The organism is Flavobacteriales bacterium (assembly GCA_026129465.1).
In the GTDB taxonomy this organism is placed as follows: Bacteria; Bacteroidota; Bacteroidia; order Flavobacteriales_F; family PHOS-HE28; genus PHOS-HE28.
In genome coordinates this window covers 3,499,139-3,517,333 of sequence record JAHCIA010000001.1, presented here as the reverse complement: position 1 = coordinate 3,517,333, position 18,195 = coordinate 3,499,139, and the positions used below count along the sequence as shown (strand labels likewise).

The window sequence follows — 18,195 nt, the reverse complement described above, 5'->3', positions numbered from 1 at the left end:
CATGTGCCATGTGAGCATGTGACCATGATGGAACCAAGGTTCGTCGCAACCAGACAAGCGTCCCGATGGCCTCAAGACGGAACCGACGCAACGACGATGACGCCAAGCCCGCGAAGCTCACCCGCAGCACCCTGCGGAAGTTCTTCCGGCTCTTCCGCTACCTGCGCCCCTACCGGTTGCCCTTCGCGGTGGGCATGGTGCTGCTGCTGGGCACCAGCCTGCTGAGCCTGGTGTTCCCCGGCCTGATGGGCAGTTTGGTGGACGCCACCAAGGGCGAGGTGCCGCGCGATGCGGAAGCCTTGCTGGACCTCTCGAACATCGATTCGGTAGCGTTGCTGCTCTTCGGCGTGTTCGCCTTGCAGGCCTTGCTGGGTTTCGGCCGCATCTACCTCTTCTCCTACGTCACCGAGCACATGCTGGCACGGCTCCGTCAGGACACCTACGAGCACCTGCTGAAGCTGCCCATGAGCTTCTTCGCATCGCGGCGTGTGGGCGAATTGAACAGCCGCATCAGCGCCGACGTGGCCCTGCTGCAGGACACCTTCACCACCACCCTGGCCGAGCTGGTGCGGCAACTTGTGATCGTGAGCGTGGGCCTCGTCCTGCTCACCCTGCTCTCGCCGCAGCTCACCCTCACCATGTTGGTGAGCATCCCCGTGGTGGCCCTGGTGGCGGTGGTCTTCGGGCGCTTCATCCGCAAGCTGAGCAAGGAGGTGCAGGACCGCATCGCCGACACCAACGTGGTGGTGGAGGAAACGCTGCAGGGCATCCAGAGCGTGAAAGCCTTCGCCAACGAAGCCTGGGAGGCGCTGCGCTACCAGCGGAACGTACATGCCGCGCGGGGCCTGGCCATGAAGGGTGCGCGCTGGCGGGGCGCCTTCGTGTCGTTCATCATCCTGTGCATGTTCGGCGCCATCGTGCTGGTGATCTGGCGCGGCGTACACCTGAAGGAAGAAGGCGCGATGAGCACTGGGCAGCTCGTCACCTTCATCATGTACTCGGTCTTCATCGGCGCCAGCATCGGCAGCATCCCGGAGTACATCACGCAGCTGCTGAAGGCCATCGGTGCCACGGAGCGCCTGATGGACCTGCACGATGAAACGGGCGAGGCCATCGAGCTGGGACCGAAGCCCGCACCACTGCCGCTGCAAGGCCGGATCGAGTTCCGGAACGTGAGCTTCCATTATGCCTCACGCCCGGACATGCCCGTGCTGCGCGATGTCTCCTTCACCGCCGAGCCGGGGCAGCGTATCGCTTTGGTGGGACCGAGCGGGGCGGGCAAGAGCACCATCGCCTCCCTTGTCCTTCGCTTCCATGACCCGGTCTCCGGCGCGATCCTCATCGATGGGAAGGATGCGCGTGAATACCCGCTCACCGCGCTGCGCGACCGTATGGCCATCGTGCCCCAGGAGGTGATCCTCTTCGGTGGGACCATCCGCGAGAACATCGCCTACGGCAGGCCCGGCGCGAGCGACGCCGAGATCGAGGCCGCCGCCCGCAAGGCCAATGCACATGCCTTCATCGCCTCCTTCCCCGAGGGCTACGGCACCGTGGTGGGCGAGCGCGGCGTGCAATTGAGCGGCGGTCAGCGGCAACGCATCGCGATCGCCCGCGCCGTGCTGAAGGATCCCGCCATCCTTATCCTGGACGAGGCCACGAGCGCGCTTGACAGCGAGAGCGAACGCCTGGTGCAGGAGGCGCTGGACGAACTGATGAAGGGGCGCACGAGCATCGTGATCGCCCACCGCCTGAGCACTGTGCGCGACGCGGACCGGATCCTGGTGCTGGACAAGGGGACCATTGTGGAAAGCGGCCGACACGAGGAGCTGATCGCGGTTAGCGAGGGGCTGTACCACAGTTTGAGCAAATTACAGCTCAGCGATGTGTGATTCGTGAAGTGTTGTTTGTGAGGTGTGAGGGCGGGCGCGACCACACAATTCACACCTTCACACGCACATCTCACAATTCCTGCACAACACTGACCTGACCGACCAGATCCACGGTCACGGCCAACCATTTTTGAAGTGAATGTGTGCACTGAATTTGGAATTCGCATGTCGGATGCTATAAGTTCATTTTCCTTAGCCCTTCACCATTGAATACAAAGACATTCTCTTGAAGGTAGCCATCATCGCTGGCTTTGTTACCCCCCCCCATCCTAGAACCCTTGTCTGACAAGGGTTTTGGAGCATCCACATGCCTGGCCCAAACCAACGGCGGTCCCGCTGTGGAATGGGTGGACATCATGGCCCCACCTCGTATGCCCTTCTGGGGATCGGTAGGCACATGGGTACCCTTCGGGCAATATGGCTACTTCAGCTACGCTCCTTCCACAGGCCAGATGATGGACCGCGAGGACAGCGGCGAGGACTGGTGGTATGCGCACTGCAACCTCTACGATGGAAGTGGGACGCATATCGGATATGCAGCGGCAGGCTACAACACCATGCCGAATTGGAAATATGTGGACGGCTACTTCTGCTTCGACTTCGATGACATGGACACTGACCCCCACAAGACCATAGAATGGGAAAAGCCAGGCCTGCGGAAGGGAGCACTTCAAAGCTGGCTGGCGAGATACGACCTGGACGGCAACCAGCTCTGGTGCCGCAGTTACCTGCCCGGTGCGTTCTACGGGGTGGCCCTAGACACGGATGGGAACATCGTGGCCATTGGTGAGGCCCATGCCAATCGGAAGGCTGCGGATCTGAACAATGGACAGGTGGTCGGCTATGATCCAGGGCTAAGCGACCCCGTTAACCTGGCCGAGTTGGATTGCTCCATGATGTACGAAGGTGACATGCTCATGGGCATGGTCACGAAGGCCTATATCGCCAAGATCGACCTGAACGGACAGGTGGTTTGGCAGAACCTCTATGGCTGGCCCACGGACCATATTGCCGGGTGGAAGACCTTCAGCCGGGGATTCGCCTTGGCGCCCATTGCCGTGGATGGCGGCACAGGGTTCTATTGCGTGATGCACGGCGGCAGCGGCCAGCAGAGCGATTGGAACCGTATGTGGAACATGCGGATCCGCAGCGATGGCAGTATCGTGGACCGGTACATGTTCGATCCAACGGATGCACTGGGCACCGCGTTGGGCTGGACGGCGAACAACCTCGTCAGGGGCTTCTCCGTGAAGAGCGTGGAGCTTGGAGGCACGCAGCACGTGGCCATTGCCGGGCAATATGGCGTGAGCCAGGGTCCCCAGGCAGGTACGCTCCACGCCTTTGCATGCCTCATCGAAGACATCGATGCCGATCCGTACACCGTGGATGCCGTGTACCACACCAACAGTGCTTCCTTGGCCAGCGATCATGACCCTGCGAGCATCCAGAACAGCAACGACATCTGCTTTCACGTGGATGGACAGGACCTGGCGATCATATGGCCGGTATTGAGCGACTTTGTGCCTCCAACGAACTGGTATGCCGGACGCAGCATCGCCACGCTGAAAGTGCATCGCTTCGATGTCGGTTCGGGCCCCACGCCCACCTGGACCGCCGACCTGGGCGAAGTGCGTGCCTACGACCTGCAGGCCGGCGTCACCAGCACCGCCGATGGCCACATCGCCGTGGTCAGCAGCAAGTGGCATCCACCATTTGATCTAGGGAACCCCTTCCGCTATCCCGACCTGCAGGCACACATCCAAGACCACATCACCACTGACTTCTCGGGACACGATTGGGTCAATACGGAAGACTACGATTATTGGGCCACCAGTGCCTATGTGGCCAAGCTCGATGGCGCCACGGGCGCACCCATCTGGGAAATGGTCGTCGATGCTGAACCGGACAAGGATCACCAGATCTGGCCCGGCGACATCCGCAAACAGGAGTGCCTCTACAAGATCACCGAGGCGGACGATGGCGGGCTGGTGATCAGTGGCAACACCAGCCACAATTTCGACGATGCCCTCCTAATGAAATTTCGGCCCGACTGCCAGGCCAAACTGGCCTACGACCTGGTGCCCGATGCATACGGCCAACACATGCTTCCCAATGGGAACACCGATTGGACCGCCGACCTTACCCTGCATGGTGAAGTGATCGTGCCGAACGGGTCCACCCTCTCCATCAACGGGGCCACCATCCGCTTCGCCGACAGCGACCAGATGCACTGGGCCAGCAGGATCATCGTGGAACCAGGGGGGGTGATCTATGTACAGAATGCCACGCTCACCGCGGATGACAGGTGCCCCAACAGCATGTGGGACGGCGTGCAGTTGCATGGCAACTACTTCGCCCGGCAATTGCCGCAGTATCAAGGAACCCTGCGCATGGAGTTCGCCACCATCTCCCATGCACGCACCGGGGTGCTCGCCGCCAAGGGGGATCCCAGGAACCCGCTTGGGCCGATCATCAAGAACAGCACCGGGGGCATTGTCCACGCCAGCCAGGCCACCTTCCTCAACAACCGGTACGATGCCGTCTTCCACCCCTTCGAGAACCGGCTGGCGAGCGGTGCCGTCACCAGCAACGCCAGCTATTTCAACCGCTGCAGCATGATGACCAGTGGCGGCCTGCCCTTGCCCGGACAGTTCCCGGCCGACCACGTGGCCATGGTGGGCGTGCGCGGCATTCCCTTCCGGGGCTGTACCTGGGGTAACAGCCTCCTGGGCCCGCCCATGGAATGGCCCTTCGAGCAAGGCACCGGCATCCGCGCCATCAACAGCAGCTTCACGGTCGGCAACCACTGCAGCGTGATCGTTCCCTATCCCAACCCCTGCCCGCCTGCGAACACCACGCCCAGCAGTTTCACCAACCTGCACCGCGGCATCCTCGCCACCACCTTCGACCCCAGCCGCACCTTCAGCGTGGACAATACCACCTTCACCGGCACCAACTTCGGCATCCGCATGGAAGGCATCCAGGATGCCGCCATCACACGCAGCACCTTCAATGTGCCGGAGCCCCTCATTCCCGGCATCTTCGGTGCCGTGTACGGCGTGTACAGCGACCAATGCACCGGCTACACCATCCAGGAGAACACGTTCACCACCCTGCAACCCACCGGTCTCAACCGCAAGGTGGGCCTTATCATCAAGGACAGCGGGCCGCAGTACAACACCTTCTACAACAACACCTTCGATAACCTCTACACCGGCTCCCTCATCCAGGGCCGCAACGCCAACGTGCCCGCCACCATCGGCTTGGAGGTGAAGTGCAACGACTACGGCCTGGCCGATGGCAACGCCTTCGATGTGGCACTCACCGGCAGCTACGTCACCGTGCAAGGCTCGCAAGGCTCGGTCATTCTTGACCCTTTCGATCAAGTTCAATGGAGAAACCCCGCCGGCAACCGCTTCAGCCTGCTGCACACCGGCAGCGACCACCCAGAGGAGGACTGGTATGTGCAGAACAGCAGCACCTTCGTGGAGTATTTCCACCATACTTCGACTTTCGGGAACAGAACGCGGCCTGACCACCATGACTTGGATTGGCTTTTGCCCAACCCGCAAGGTGTACCATGGCCCAGTGAAAGAGAACTTGCTTGTCCAACCCATTTGGACGGTGGCGGCCACGAGGTGAAGCGCGTGCAGGCCGGAGAGGAATACGATGCGTATGCGGATGGACAGGCGGCCTACGACGCCACCAAGGACGATGGAGACACCTACAGCCTGCTGGGCTATGTAAGCGACCCGGCGCACGGCAGCGTGCAGGTGCGCGATGCCTTGCAGAGCGTGGCGCCCAAGGTGAGCACCGAGGTGTGGCAGGCCGTCTTCGAGCGCAACCCCACCATGAATGCCTGGCACATCACCCAGGCCCTGCTGAGCAACAGCCCCTTGCAGGGCGAAGTGCTGAAGATGGTGGACCACTATGCCCTGCCCAGTTCCTATGCGTCAATGGTGTACAGCGCACAAAGCGGGGAAGTGAACATCCTGAGCCTGCTGCGCAGTACCATGGCCTGGCACGCGGGCGCCTTCTCTGAAGCGATCAGCGGCCTGGGACACCTGACCTGGCTGGACAGTCTGAGCCTGGACCAACAACTGGACAGCCTGCTGCTGCTGCACCAAGAGCTGCCTTCGTGGAACAGCCCCCTGGCCTTCAGCGGTGTGTTGGCCGCCAAAGGCGAATACGGCCAGTTGGAGACCCTGGCCCTGCAGGAAAGCCAGACCAACGAAGTTCCGGAACTATACGCCCTGCTGAAGCACTACGCCGAAGCCCAACAGCAGGGCGGCTGGCACGATGCGGAAGTGACCGATGTGGCCTGGTTGGAACAATTGGCCGCACAACGGGATGTGATCGGCAGCGCGCATGCCAACGCCTGGTTACTTGGTTTAGGGTATGACCTTCCGGAGGAGATCATCATCCTGCCAGAGGATGGGCCTAAGAGCGCAGGCCAGCCGCGCGATCACGCTGCCATCGATTGGGATACCGGCATGCTGCTGGAAGCCTTCCCCAACCCCAGCAATGGACCGCTATTCGTGGTGTACGAAGTGCCCGAAAGCAGCCCACAGGCCGAATTGCGATTGCTGGACTTGCACGGGCGCACGATGCGCAGTACTCGCCTGGGCGATGGCCCCGGCATGCTGCAATGGAGCACCCAGGGTCTGGCACCCGGCATCTATATGGCCGAACTACGCGTGGATGGCATGGCCAGCAAACAAGTGAAAGTGGTAGTGCAACGATGATGGATGTATGCGGAACTGGCTACTTGCCATATCGCTCTTAGTTGAAGCCCTGGCCCATGGCCAGGGCTTCAACAAGCGGTATGATGCATTCGGATGGGGATTCGCGCAAACCGGGTTCGGCATTGAGGTCGTAGATAATGTCTATGTGACATTATCCGTAAGTGAGGATCATGACAGCATTGCGCCAGGACTCTGGGAATTTCATGCTTCCGTACTGCTCACATGGCTGGACGAGAGTGGCACAAAACTGTCAGAGAAACGCTCTTGGCGGCCTCAGCACAGTGCCTTCGCCGGCTGGGCCAACTGCTGTGATACTATCCCTGGTGGCGGATTCGTGGTGGGGGGATCGAGCGAAGACAGCACTGGCTACGATGAGGTTTTTCTTATGCGCTTCGATGCCGAAGGTGACACGCTGTGGACGCGCGTATTTAGCGGGCCCACGCCCGCACACTACATGATCGGCCGCCAGGTAAAGCGCACCCCCGACGGAGGTTTTCTGATAGCGGGCGATACGGGTTTCGGAGATATCCTACAGAATGGCATAGATGGCTTTGCTATTAAAACAGACAGCTTGGGTAATGAGCAATGGCGCAGGAACTATGGGGGGCCTCCACCCGAGTGGGAGGCACTGATCTCGTGTGACATCGGCCCGGCACACACCTATTACCTGGCAGGCTCCACCTTTCCCACGCCGGACAACGGCCAGCGCTGGGTGATGCGCGTGGATACGTTGGGCGAAGTGATCTGGAGCGTGGATTGGGGCGGTCCGTTCTCTGAAGGCGCCACACAATTGATCACCGGCTCCGATGGACAACCGATCATCTTCAGTGGTCATGGCTACGCTACGAGTTACGCGCTTATGCGGCCATACATCGCCAAGTTGGACAGTTCCGATGGTTCGCTTTTATGGGAACACACCTATGGGGCATTATATCCGAATACGATCTTCTTTTCAGGCAAGGAGAACTTCAATGGAGATCTTATTGCCGCAGGCGGAACGTATATCAGCCAATCACCCAATACGGAAAAGGGGCTTTTGGCGCGTACAACCAATGACGGAGATAGCATATGGATGTTCACGTATTTCTATCAGGACGATGTGATCAGCACAGGCCAGGGCCGCTTCTACGATGTACTCCCCACTCTCGATGGTGGCTTCATTGCGGCTGGTGTTACACGGAATCCCGTCGGCGGCCCGTACCCGCCCGGCTACAGCCAGGACACCTGGGTGGTGAAGGTGGACGGCCTGGGCTGCATCGTGCCCGGCTGCAACAGCGTGGGCATCACCGAGCAGGCCACCAACCTGCAGGATGCGATCCACATCTACCCCAACCCGGCGCATGGGCAATGCACGGTGCAGCTCAGCCTGCCGCCCAGCGTGGGCAACGGTCCTTTCGCCCTCACGCTCGTGGCCAGCGATGCTCGCGTGGTGCGGCAGGAACGCCTCGCAGGCAATGGTGCGCATGGCTTGGCGTTGGAGGGCTTGGCCGCAGGGATATACTACGTTCACATCGCCAGCGAGGGAAAGTGGTTGACGGGCGGGAAGGTGGTGGTGCAATAAGAGTGGATGGTGAGGGGCTTGTACCACTCGCTGAGCAGGCTCCAGCTGGCGTCCTTCACTCCAACATTTCCCTGAACAGGTCCTGCAGGTCGCAGGTGCAGATGCGTTCCGCACTTGCCTGAAGCACGACGCGATCCACGGGTATGCCGGTCCCTGCATGCGTCCCATAGAGCGAGCGCATCACATCGAGCAGGTCATAGTGCTTGTTCGTGCGCGCGGCGATCGATTCATTCAGCCGATGGGCGAACTGGAAGCCACCGGAATAGATGAGGTGGTAGTTGGCGCCCTTGTCCTCCCCGGCTTTCGCGAGTGATACAGCGGTCGCCTGCCGGATCGCTTGGGCCTCCTGCTCCTTCTCCGTGAGGAAGGAGCGCCATTGGGCTTCGGTAAAGAGGCCGATGTCGCGCTGAAGCCGGAAGGCGAGGTGATCCGTGAAGCCTTCCTGGAACCATTGGTCGATCTCATCCACCGTAAGGCTGTAGCCGTTCCACAGGTGCCCCAGTTCATGCACGATGATGTGATGCCAGCAACACGTGGAGATGGTATCGCAGGTCGCGGGATGATCACTCAGCAGAATGCTCATTGAATTGGTGAATGCCGCGCCGCCACCCTCGAAGGTGGTGTCCACATTGATCACTTGCAGGTAGGTGCGCGATGCCGTGTTCGTGCGGGGCGGTCCGCCGTAATAGGTCGTGTAAGTGTGAATGGCGCGTGTGGTGATATCGATGAGCGCCTCCTTGGCATCCTGGAGGTCGTTGCCGAAGGCCAGGATCACGCGCATGTCCCCGGCCTCGAGTTCATGCCGTTGGAAGTCACCCAAGATCAGCACCGTCCAGACCAATTCCTCAGCGCCCCTGACCAGGAACGAATGCGGTCCCGATGGCTGCCATGCGGTGGCCACGGAATAGTTTCCGGGCATTTCAAATCGCACCAGCGCGCTATCGAGATCAAGCCTGGTGATGAACAGGGCGTTGCCGGTGGACATCATCATATCGCCCTTCACATACGCAGCTTCATCACTACCGAAAGGCCATGAGGTGAGGTCGTGCTCCATGCGAACGGTGTAGCTCAGCGCGATCACCTTTCCCGGCTCGCTGCCGATCTTGAGGGCACCTCCAGGCATCCGTTCCACTGGCACGTTCGCCCCATCCACCATGGCTTTCAGATCTTGCACGAACGTGGCCCAGCCATGCTCCAGATGGTCCGCACCGAAGGGGCTCATCAACAGCATCGGGTCCGTGGTGTGGATGGTGGCTTCCACTTGCACCAGCCGTGCTGAAGGGTCGGTGATCCGCAGCACGTAGTGGTCCATCGCACGGAGTGAGAGACCGTGAACTACCAGAACAAGGATCCATGGGAAGTTCATGATGCGCATGCTCGCTCAGGGTTGGGAGTCGCATCCACAGGGTACGCTGCAGCTGCAAGTCCATGGTATTCCTTACAACTCCACCTCCACCACCTTCTTCGTCACAAAGAACTCCTCCTCGAAGAATTCCGAAAGCTCGAAGACGCGGTACTTCTGCTTCAACGGCAGCAGTTCATCGGCCAGTTCGCCGCCCTTCAGGTAGTACAGCTTACCCTGCCCTTTCGGCACCAGGTGCTTCGTCATGCGGATGAACTCCGGCAGCGTGGTGACGGCTCGGCTCACGATCACATCGTAGCGCTGCTTGTGGTCCTCGCTGCGCACCTGTTCGGCGGTGCAGTTGGTGAGGCCGAGCCCTTCTATCACCCCCTTCACGGCCGCGATCTTCTTGCCGGTACCATCGATGCCATGGAAGGTGCACTGGGGGAACATGATCGCCAAGGGCACCAGGGGGAAGCCACCGCCGGTACCCACGTCCACGATCCGCGTGCCCTTCTTGAACCGCACCACCTTGGCGATGCCCAACGAATGCAGAATGTGCCGCTCGTACAGGTGCTCGAAGTCCTTCCGCGAGATCAGATTCACACGCTCGTTCCAGTGGGCATAGAGCTCACCCAGCCTGGTGAAGCGCTCACGCTGCTCGGCGGTGAGTTCGGGGAAATACTTCAGAAGCATATGCTCATGTGGTCATGTGACCATGTCCTCATGCCGTGCCGGGGCATGGACACATGGCGAAGGGATCGTGCGCAGGGCCACATGGTCACATGGCGCGTGGGGCCGCGCGTGGATCAGATCCCGTCCTTCCGGTGCTCCAGCAGATTCATCAGGAACTCGCGGGCGCGGAAGAGCTGGGCCTTCACCGTGCCGAGCGGCAGATCGAGCTCATCGGCGATCTCCTCGTAGCTGTATTCCTTGTAGTAGCGCAGCTCCACCAGCGTACGGTACCGGGGCTTGAGCTTCTCCACCACCTCGCGCATGATGGCGTTCTTCTGCGTGCGGATGGTCTCGTCCATCGGGTCCGGGCCGTGGCTCTTGAGCTCGATGGTCATCTCGTCGCCGTCCTCGGTGCCGATGGGCTTGTCGATGGAGAAGGTCTTCTTCTTCTGTTTCCTGATCCAGTCGATGCAATTGTTCGACGCGATCTTGAACAGCCAGGTGCTGAAGGCGTAGTTGGGCGTGTACTGCTTCAGGCGGTTGAAGGCCTTCCCGAAGGCCTCGATGGTGAGGTCCTCCGCGTCGTCCTTGTTGTTGATCATCTTCAGCAGCATGAAGTAGATCGAGTCCCGGTAACGCGACATGAGTTCGGCGTAGGCCTTCTGGTCGCCGAGGTCCACGGCACGGCGCACGAGCACGTAGTCGTACCGCGCTTTCTCGCTGAGGTTCTCGTTCACTTCCATCGCTTGGGCTTGACCAATATCGTGCTGGCGTACAGCATCGGATCCAAAAGTAGGAACAACCATTCCAGGGGCATTGCGGCCCAGGCGATGGCGCCGGCATGGAGCCTGCGCAGCCCGGCCATGGTGATCGGCAGGAGAAGAAGGACCTTGATCGCGGCACCGATGGCGAAGGCGGTCCATTCGCTGCGGATGGCGAGCAGGACCAGCGCCGTCCAGAACAGCAGGCGCGCGGCGGGGAGCAGCATGAGGAGCACCTGGTGGCCGAAGCGGTAGTGCGCGGCGGTGGTGTAGTGGCGGCGCTTGCGGCGGATCCAGGCGGCCAGGCCGGGGGTGGCGCGCGTGGTCATGAACGAACGTGGGTCGGCCACCATGGCCGTGTTGCGCGCGTTGGCCACGGCATTGATGAAGAGGTCGTCGTCGCCGCTCATGAGGTGGTTGCCACGTTGGCGGTCGCGGGCACGGTAGAAGACCTCGGTGGCATAGCCCAGGTTGCGGCCCACACCCATGTAGGGCAGCCCGGCGCGTGCGAAGGCCAGGTACTGCAAGGCCTTCACGCAGCCATCGTAGCCTTCGAGCACACCCGAAAGGCCGGGCGACGGGGCGTAGGGGCTGTGGCCGATGACGATGGACCTGCCGTTGCGGAAGCCCGCCGCCATGGTGGAGATCCAGTCGCGGCCCGGGGGCAGGCAGTCCGCATCGGTGAGCAGCACGTGCGGGTGTTTCGCGGCACGCACCCCCACGCCCAGCGCGATCTTCTTGCCGTAGCTGAATTTCTCATCGGCCTGGATGTTCACCGGCCGCAGGCGCGGGTGGTCCGGCTTCATCCACTGCAGGATCTCCCAGGTGTCGTCCTCGCTGCGGTCGTTCACCACCACCACTTCGAATTCGCGGTGGTCCTGTTCCATGAGCAGGGGGATCAACGTCTCCAGCGTGCGGGCCTCGTTGCGGGCGCAGATCACCACGCTGATGGGCAGCTCGCGGTCGGGCTCCACCGTGATCTTGCGCAGTGCGAAGGGCGCGAACATGAAGGCGTGGTAGGCCAGGAGCACGAGGAGTGCACCTGCCATCAACCAGGTCTCGATGGGCCAGATGGGCATGGTGGAACGGGACGGGGCATCGCCCAGCGGCCAGCGAAACTATCGGGGAAGCCATGGCGGGACCCTGCCGCGGACCCTCAGTTATGAACACCTTTCCCGTGGAGCGTTCAGGCCGCGCCCTCCACCACGAACATGCGCAGCTCACCCTTGCCTTTCACCCGGACATGGCCCCGATCGCGACAACGATACGCGCCGCGCAACGCGTCGCAGGTCGCCTCGGAAATGTTCACCTGCCCGGTCTCTCCATTGCTCTCCATGCGGCTGGCGGTGTTCACCGTGTCGCCCCAGATGTCATACTGGAACTTCTTCACCCCCACGATGCCGGCCACCACGGGTCCGGTATGCACGCCGATGCGGATGGCGGGCGCCAGCAGGCCCAGGGCTTCCCGGCGCTGTTGGAAGTCCACCATCCAATCGCGTATCGCCAATGCCGCCCGCACCACATCACGCGCATGCGTGGCACTCGGTGTGGGCAACCCACCCACGGCCATGTAGGCGTCGCCGATGGTCTTGATCTTCTCCACAGCATGGCGCCCCACGATGTCGTCGAAGGCGCGGAAACACTCATCGATCATGGCCACCAGGTCCTTGGGCGGCATGCGCTCACTGATCTCGGTGAAGCCCTTGAAGTCGGTGAACAGCACGGTGACCTCATCGAAGAGGCGTGCTTCCGACGAACCCCGGGACTTGAGTTCAGCGGCGGTCTCGGCGGGCAGGATGTTCAGCAGCAGTTCGTCGGAAAGACGCTTGCCCCGGCGGATGGACCAGGCCAGGGCGGCCAGCAACACCAGCCCAACACCGATGGCGATGAGGCCGTAGCGCTGGGTGCGGATATTGGCCTGCTGCTCGGCGATGCGCAGGTCCTTCACCTGTTGTTCGGCGGCGTTGGAGAGGCTGTCGGCGAAGATCTTCTTCTCATACTCGTAGCGGGTCTCCTGCCGGGCGATCTCCTGGCGCTTCTCCTCGCCCATGGTACTGTCGCGCAGCTGCACGAACCGCTCATAATGCCGCAGCGCCTCGCCCATGCGGCCGGCCGCTCGATGCAGGCGGTACAGCACATGTTCGGCGCCCTTGAGGGTCTCACGATCGCCGATGTCCCGTGCGATGGCAACGGCCTGCTCCGCCTCACTGCGGGCCTGCGTTGCGCGGCCCATGATCAGATGCAGGTCCGCGATGGCCACCAGGCTCTGGGCCTCACCCTGGCGGTTGCCCAGTTGGCGCTCCAATTCCATCGCCTCGGTGTGGTGGCGCAGGGCCGCGGCCCGGTCGCCCTGGTCCTCCTGAACCTTGGCGATATTGAAAAGGGCGATGGCCATGCCCCGTTTGTCATCGAGTGCTCTGCGGATCGCCAGGCTGCGCCATTGGTGGTCCAGCGCATCATCCCAATTTCCCAGACGGTACAGCGCCAATCCCACATTGCCCAGCGAACGGCCCATGGCGCTGCTGTCGTTGAGTCGCTCATAGATGTCCAGTGCACGGCGATGATGCTCCAGCGCCCGCTGGTGATCGCCCAGGCTGATGTGGATGTTGCCGATGTTGTTGAGCGAACTGGCCTGCCCGGCAGGGTTGCCGCGCCGTTCCTCGATGGTCAGGCCCTTCAGTTGGTATTCCAGCGCCCGGGACAGGTCGCCACGCTGCTTGTGCACCAGACCGATGTTGCCCAATGTGCTGGCGATGCCGCGCAGATCATCCAATTCCTCCCTGATGGCCAGTGCGGCCTCGTAATGAAGGAGGGCCTCATCGAAGCGGCTGCGTACCAGGGACACGGTGCCCAGGGTGTTCAAGGCGTCGCCCTCGGGCGCACGTGCCTTCCGTTCCCGGGCGAGGGCCAACTCCCTTTCCGCCCACATCCGGGCCGAATCCGGTTCGCTGTACATATACGACCAGGCCAGCCGGTCCATGGCGCGCATGCGCAGACTGTCCGCCATGCCGCCGTCCGCGGCCACCGCGCGCAACGAATCCTGGCGCGGTGACTGCGCGACCAGTGTGCCCGCGAGCAGAAGCGCCCACAACAGGTGCGTGGATACAAGCATGAAGGGCGGCAAGGCGTGCATCGGCGCGCGAATGTACCGGGTGCGCGCACCATGCCCGGCTACCTTTGCCGCGCATGTCCTTCACCCTGCAGGCCGCCGATCCGGCTTCCCATGCCCGCGCCGGCGAACTCCACACCGATCACGGCGTCATCCCCACCCCGGTCTTCATGCCCGTGGGCACTTTGGGCGCCGTGAAGGCCGTGCATCCCCGGGAGTTGCGCATGGACCTCGACGCGCCGATCATGCTGTCCAACACCTACCACCTCTACCTCCGTCCCGGGGTGGACGTGCTGGAACACGCCGGCGGGCTGCACCGCTTCAACGGCTGGGACCGTCCCATCCTCACCGACAGCGGTGGCTTCCAGGTGCACTCCCTCAGCGACATCCGCAAGATCACCGAGGAGGGGGTGAAGTTCCAGAGCCACATCGACGGCAGCCGCCACCTCTTCACACCGGAGAACGTGATGGACATCCAGCGCGGCATCGGGGCGGACATCGTCATGGCCTTCGATGAATGCACACCATGGCCCTGCGAGCGGGCCTACGCCGAGAAGAGCATGCACCTGACCCACCGCTGGCTGGACCGCTGCATCGAACACTTCAACCGCACGGAACCGAGGTACGGTCACCGCCAGATGCTTTTCCCCATCGTGCAGGGCAGCACCTTCCCGGAATTGCGGGAACGCTCGGCGGAATACGTGGCGGCGAAGGACCTGCCCGGCAACGCCATCGGCGGCCTCAGCGTGGGCGAGCCCGAGGAGGAGATGTACGCCATGGCCGAGTTGTGCTGCGCGATACTGCCACAGGACAAGCCGCGCTACCTGATGGGCGTGGGCACCCCGTGGAACCTGCTGGAGAACATCGCACGCGGCATCGACATGTTCGACTGCGTGATGCCCACGCGCAACGGCCGCAACGGCATGCTCTTCACCCGGGAGGGCGTGCTGCAGATCAAGAACAAGCAATGGGCGGACGACCATTCCCCGCTGGACCCGGACGGCCATTCGTGGGTGGACACCACGTACAGCAGGGCCTTCGTGCGGCACCTGTTCCAAAGCGGTGAGATGCTCGGCCAGCAGGTCGCCAGCCTGCACAACCTGGGCTTCTATCTGGCGTTGATGCGGGAGGCGCGGAAGCGGATCGTGGACGGTAGTTTCACCGCTTGGAAGAACGCCATGCTGCCGAAGTTGAAACAGAGGATCTAGTTGTCGGTCGTTGGTTGTCCGTTGTCCACCCCTGACAACCGGCAACTGTCAAGAACCCCATGCTCCGCACCCTGGACCGCTATATCATCCGCCAGTTCCTGGGCACCTTCTTCTTCATCCTGGTGGTGATCATGCTCATCGCCGTGGTGTTCGACATCAGCGAAAAGACCGAGGACTTCGCCAAGATGAAGGCCACCACAGGCGAGATCGTGCGGGAGTACTACCTCAACTTCGTGATCTACTACAGCAACCTGTTCAGCGGGCTGCTCATCTTCATCGCCGTGCTGCTGTTCACCAGCCGGCTGGCGCACCGCACGGAGGTGATCGCCATGCTCAGCAGCGGGGTGAGCTTCCCGCGCATCATGTGGCCCTATTTCCTGGCTGCCACCATCCTCACGGCCCTGTCGCTGCTCACCAACCACGTGGTGCTGCCCCTGGCGAACAAGACCCGGCTCGACTTCGAGGAACGCCACATCCGCGCCACTTTCCGCGTGCACGAGCACCACATCCACCGGGAGATATCGCCAGGCGTGATCGCCTACTTCGAGAGCTTCAACGCCAAGGAGAAGGCCGGCTACCGCTTCGGTCTGGAGCAATGGGAGGGTGGCCGTCTCACGCGCAAACTGCACGCGGACCGCGCGGAATACGACAGCGTCACCGGGGCGTGGCGCTCGCATGAATACCTGCTCCGCATCATCGGGGAGGATGACGAGCGCCTCATCCGGGGCACCATGCTGGACACGGTGATCCCCCTGAAGCCCTCCGACCTGGGCCAGCGCTGGGAGTTCGCGATGGCCATGGGCTGGGATGAGATCAACGACTACATCGCGGCCAAACAGGCGCAGGGCGACGGCAGCGTGATGCCCTACCTCATCGAGAAGCACCAGCGCACCTCCTACCCCTTCGCCACCTACGTCTTCACCTTGATCGGTGTGGGCATCGCCAGCCGCAAGGTGCGCGGCGGCACCGGCCTGCACCTGGCCCTGGGCGTGCTGCTCACCCTGCTCTACATCTTCGCCATGAAGCTCACCACCGTGGCCGCCACCAATGCCGGCCTCGATCCCCTGGCCGCGGTGTGGCTTCCCAACGGCATCTTCCTGCTGGTGGGCCTGTGGATCTACCGAAGAGCGCCCAAATAGGGCGTGGCCATCCAATGATCGGCGACACGAACGCTTGCGGCACGCGACCTATCCATCGTAACATTGCGATGTATTTAAACAGCCATGGGCCTCATCAAGGAACACCTCTTCTCCCCGGAGCAGAACCGGATCGCCGCCCTGGCCAAGGTGCTGGGGCATCCGGCGCGCATCGCCATCCTGCAATACCTCACCAGGCGGGGCACCTGCGTGAACGGGTCGCTCGTGGAGGAACTGGGCCTGGCGCAGGCCACCATCAGCCAGCACCTGTGGGAACTGAAGAACGCCGGGCTGATCCAAGGCACGGTGGAAGGCACCAGCGTGTGCTACTGCATCGAACCCAAGGGCTGGAACGCGCTGAAGAAGGACCTGGACAAACTACTCACGACCGTGAGCATCAAATGCTGCTGACACCAACTCAATGCCGGGTCAGGCCCGGCATGACCGAACCGATGAACAACGCACAAGAGACCAAGGACATGGTCCGCGCCAAGTACGCGGAGATCGCGAAGCAGGACAAGGGCACCAATGCCTCGAGTTGTTGCGGCGCTGGCGGCTGCTCCACCGAGGCCTACACCATCTTCAGCGATGACTACTCCAAGCTCCAGGGCTACAACCCCGATGCGGACCTCAGCCTCGGCTGTGGCTTGCCTACCGAGTTCGCGGGCATCAAGCCGGGCGACACCGTGCTGGACCTGGGCAGCGGCGCCGGCAACGACTGTTTCGTGGCCCGCGCGGAGACCGGCGAGGATGGACGGGTGATCGGCGTGGACCTCACCCCGGAGATGATCGCCAAGGCGAAGGAGAACGCCGCCAAGCTCGGCTACCAGAACGTGGAGTTCCGGCTGGGCGACATCGAGGCGCTGCCCCTGACCAGCAGCGTGGTGGACGTGGTGGTGAGCAATTGCGTGCTGAACCTGGTGCCCGACAAGCGCAAGGCCTTCCGCGAGGTGCTCCGCGTGTTGAAGCCGGGCGGCCACTTCAGCATCAGTGACGTGGTGCTGCGCGGCGAATTGCCGGAAAAACTCCAGGCCGCGGCCGAGATGTACGCCGGCTGCGTGAGCGGCGCGCTTCAGGAGCACGACTATCTCGGCATCATCCATGACCTCGGCTTCGAGCAGGTGAGCGTGCAAAAGCGCAAACCCATCATCATCCCGGACGACATCCTGCGCAACTATCTGGGAGAGGACGAGCTCGCCACGTTCAAGGCCGGCGGCACGGGCATCTTCAGCATCACGGTGTCGGCCCGCAAGCCCAACAAGCAAGGCATGATGCCGGAACAGGTCCGGCACGACAAAGCGGAATTGAAAGCGGCCTGCTGCGGCAGCGGGAGCAACTGCTGCTGAGCATGCGCATCCTCATCCTCTGCACCGGCAACAGCTGCAGGAGCCAGATGGCCGAGGGCTGGCTGCGGCACTACGCTGGCGGCAGGGCCGAGGTGGTGAGTGCCGGCACGGAGTCGCACGGCCTGAATGCCCGTGCGGTGCAGGTGATGGCCGAGGCCGGCGTGGACATCGCCCACCACCGCAGCAAGGTGGTGGACGAGGTGCTGGACCGGCCCTTTGACCTGGTGGTGACCGTTTGCGACCACGCGCAGGAGCGTTGCCCCTACGTGCCTGGCCCGGCCAAGCGCATGCACCGCAGCTTCCCCGATCCCGCCAAGGCGACCGGCACGGAGGCGGAGGTCCTCGCCGCCTTCCGCGCCACCCGCGACGAGATCCAGCGCTTCTGCCAACAGCTGGCCACCACACTGCCATGACCGACCCGCC

At 62.3% G+C, this 18,195-nt stretch carries 13 protein-coding genes; 8 read left to right on the top strand and 5 right to left on the bottom strand.

Annotation, left to right across the window (positions count from 1 at the left end; all coding sequences use genetic code 11):
• The first annotated feature begins 65 nt into the window (after positions 1-65).
• From KIT10_14945 to KIT10_14935, 3 genes are all read left to right on the top strand, one after another.
• Positions 66-1,889 (top strand): ATP-binding cassette domain-containing protein, encoded by a 1,824-nt coding sequence (locus KIT10_14945; protein ID MCW5900560.1) that lies wholly within the window; start codon positions 66-68, stop codon positions 1,887-1,889.
• Positions 1,890-2,245: 356 nt separating this feature from the next.
• Positions 2,246-6,634 carry a right-handed parallel beta-helix repeat-containing protein gene (locus KIT10_14940; GenBank protein ID MCW5900559.1) on the top strand — a complete coding sequence of 1,463 codons (4,389 nt, stop codon included), beginning with the start codon at positions 2,246-2,248 and terminating at the stop codon, positions 6,632-6,634.
• A 385-nt stretch (positions 6,635-7,019) separates the two neighbouring features.
• Complete coding sequence (locus KIT10_14935) at positions 7,020-8,195, top strand: T9SS type A sorting domain-containing protein (protein MCW5900558.1); 1,176 nt, start codon at positions 7,020-7,022, stop codon at positions 8,193-8,195.
• 55 nt (positions 8,196-8,250) lie between these two features.
• On the opposite strand, the gene KIT10_14930 is transcribed toward KIT10_14935, so the two are convergent.
• From KIT10_14930 to KIT10_14910, 5 genes are all read right to left on the bottom strand, one after another.
• A complete protein-coding gene (locus tag KIT10_14930; protein MCW5900557.1) occupies positions 8,251-9,570 on the bottom strand; it encodes a hypothetical protein in 1,320 nt (439 codons plus the stop codon).
• A gap of 63 nt (positions 9,571-9,633) precedes the next feature.
• Positions 9,634-10,233 carry a 16S rRNA (guanine(527)-N(7))-methyltransferase RsmG gene (gene rsmG / locus KIT10_14925; protein ID MCW5900556.1) on the bottom strand — a complete coding sequence of 200 codons (600 nt, stop codon included), beginning with the start codon at positions 10,231-10,233 and terminating at the stop codon, positions 9,634-9,636.
• Positions 10,234-10,346: 113 nt separating this feature from the next.
• Positions 10,347-10,955 (bottom strand): sigma-70 family RNA polymerase sigma factor, encoded by a 609-nt coding sequence (locus KIT10_14920; GenBank protein MCW5900555.1) that lies wholly within the window; start codon positions 10,953-10,955, stop codon positions 10,347-10,349.
• Positions 10,946-12,052: a glycosyltransferase gene (locus KIT10_14915; GenBank protein MCW5900554.1), complete on the bottom strand. Its 1,107-nt coding sequence runs from the start codon at positions 12,050-12,052 to the stop codon at positions 10,946-10,948. Before KIT10_14915 ends, KIT10_14920 begins: the two co-directional genes overlap by 10 nt.
• 107 nt (positions 12,053-12,159) lie before the next feature.
• On the bottom strand, positions 12,160-14,085 hold the full coding sequence (locus KIT10_14910; GenBank protein ID MCW5900553.1) for a tetratricopeptide repeat protein: 1,926 nt from the start codon (positions 14,083-14,085) through the stop codon (positions 12,160-12,162).
• A 74-nt stretch (positions 14,086-14,159) separates the two neighbouring features.
• On the opposite strand from KIT10_14910, the gene tgt reads away from it, so the two are divergent.
• The 5 genes from tgt (at position 14,160) to KIT10_14885 (ending at position 18,185) form a co-directional block, all read left to right on the top strand.
• Positions 14,160-15,290, top strand: coding sequence for a tRNA guanosine(34) transglycosylase Tgt (gene tgt / locus KIT10_14905; protein MCW5900552.1), 1,131 nt, complete (start codon positions 14,160-14,162; stop codon positions 15,288-15,290).
• Between the two features lie 59 nt (positions 15,291-15,349).
• Positions 15,350-16,429 carry an LptF/LptG family permease gene (locus KIT10_14900; protein MCW5900551.1) on the top strand — a complete coding sequence of 360 codons (1,080 nt, stop codon included), beginning with the start codon at positions 15,350-15,352 and terminating at the stop codon, positions 16,427-16,429.
• A gap of 84 nt (positions 16,430-16,513) precedes the next feature.
• Positions 16,514-16,837, top strand: a complete 324-nt coding sequence (locus KIT10_14895) for a winged helix-turn-helix transcriptional regulator (GenBank protein MCW5900550.1) — start codon at positions 16,514-16,516, stop codon at positions 16,835-16,837.
• Positions 16,838-16,878: 41 nt separating this feature from the next.
• Positions 16,879-17,772, top strand: a complete 894-nt coding sequence (locus tag KIT10_14890) for an arsenite methyltransferase (GenBank protein ID MCW5900549.1) — start codon at positions 16,879-16,881, stop codon at positions 17,770-17,772.
• Positions 17,773-17,774: 2 nt separating this feature from the next.
• Complete coding sequence (locus KIT10_14885; GenBank protein ID MCW5900548.1) at positions 17,775-18,185, top strand: arsenate reductase ArsC; 411 nt, start codon at positions 17,775-17,777, stop codon at positions 18,183-18,185.
• The last annotated feature ends 10 nt before the right edge of the window (positions 18,186-18,195 follow it).

Coding starts and splice junctions, on each gene's coding strand:
- KIT10_14890 (MCW5900549.1), top strand. CDS start 16,879: ATGAACAACGCACAAGAGACCAAGGACATGGTCCGCGCCAAGTACGCG.
- tgt (MCW5900552.1), top strand. CDS start 14,160: ATGTCCTTCACCCTGCAGGCCGCCGATCCGGCTTCCCATGCCCGCGCC.
- KIT10_14900 (MCW5900551.1), top strand. CDS start 15,350: ATGCTCCGCACCCTGGACCGCTATATCATCCGCCAGTTCCTGGGCACC.
- rsmG (MCW5900556.1), bottom strand. CDS start 10,233: ATGCTTCTGAAGTATTTCCCCGAACTCACCGCCGAGCAGCGTGAGCGC.
- KIT10_14885 (MCW5900548.1), top strand. CDS start 17,775: ATGCGCATCCTCATCCTCTGCACCGGCAACAGCTGCAGGAGCCAGATG.
- KIT10_14895 (MCW5900550.1), top strand. CDS start 16,514: ATGGGCCTCATCAAGGAACACCTCTTCTCCCCGGAGCAGAACCGGATC.
- KIT10_14910 (MCW5900553.1), bottom strand. CDS start 14,085: ATGCTTGTATCCACGCACCTGTTGTGGGCGCTTCTGCTCGCGGGCACA.
- KIT10_14920 (MCW5900555.1), bottom strand. CDS start 10,955: ATGGAAGTGAACGAGAACCTCAGCGAGAAAGCGCGGTACGACTACGTG.
- KIT10_14930 (MCW5900557.1), bottom strand. CDS start 9,570: ATGCGCATCATGAACTTCCCATGGATCCTTGTTCTGGTAGTTCACGGT.
- KIT10_14945 (MCW5900560.1), top strand. CDS start 66: ATGGCCTCAAGACGGAACCGACGCAACGACGATGACGCCAAGCCCGCG.
- KIT10_14915 (MCW5900554.1), bottom strand. CDS start 12,052: ATGCCCATCTGGCCCATCGAGACCTGGTTGATGGCAGGTGCACTCCTC.
- KIT10_14935 (MCW5900558.1), top strand. CDS start 7,020: ATGCGCTTCGATGCCGAAGGTGACACGCTGTGGACGCGCGTATTTAGC.
- KIT10_14940 (MCW5900559.1), top strand. CDS start 2,246: ATGGCCCCACCTCGTATGCCCTTCTGGGGATCGGTAGGCACATGGGTA.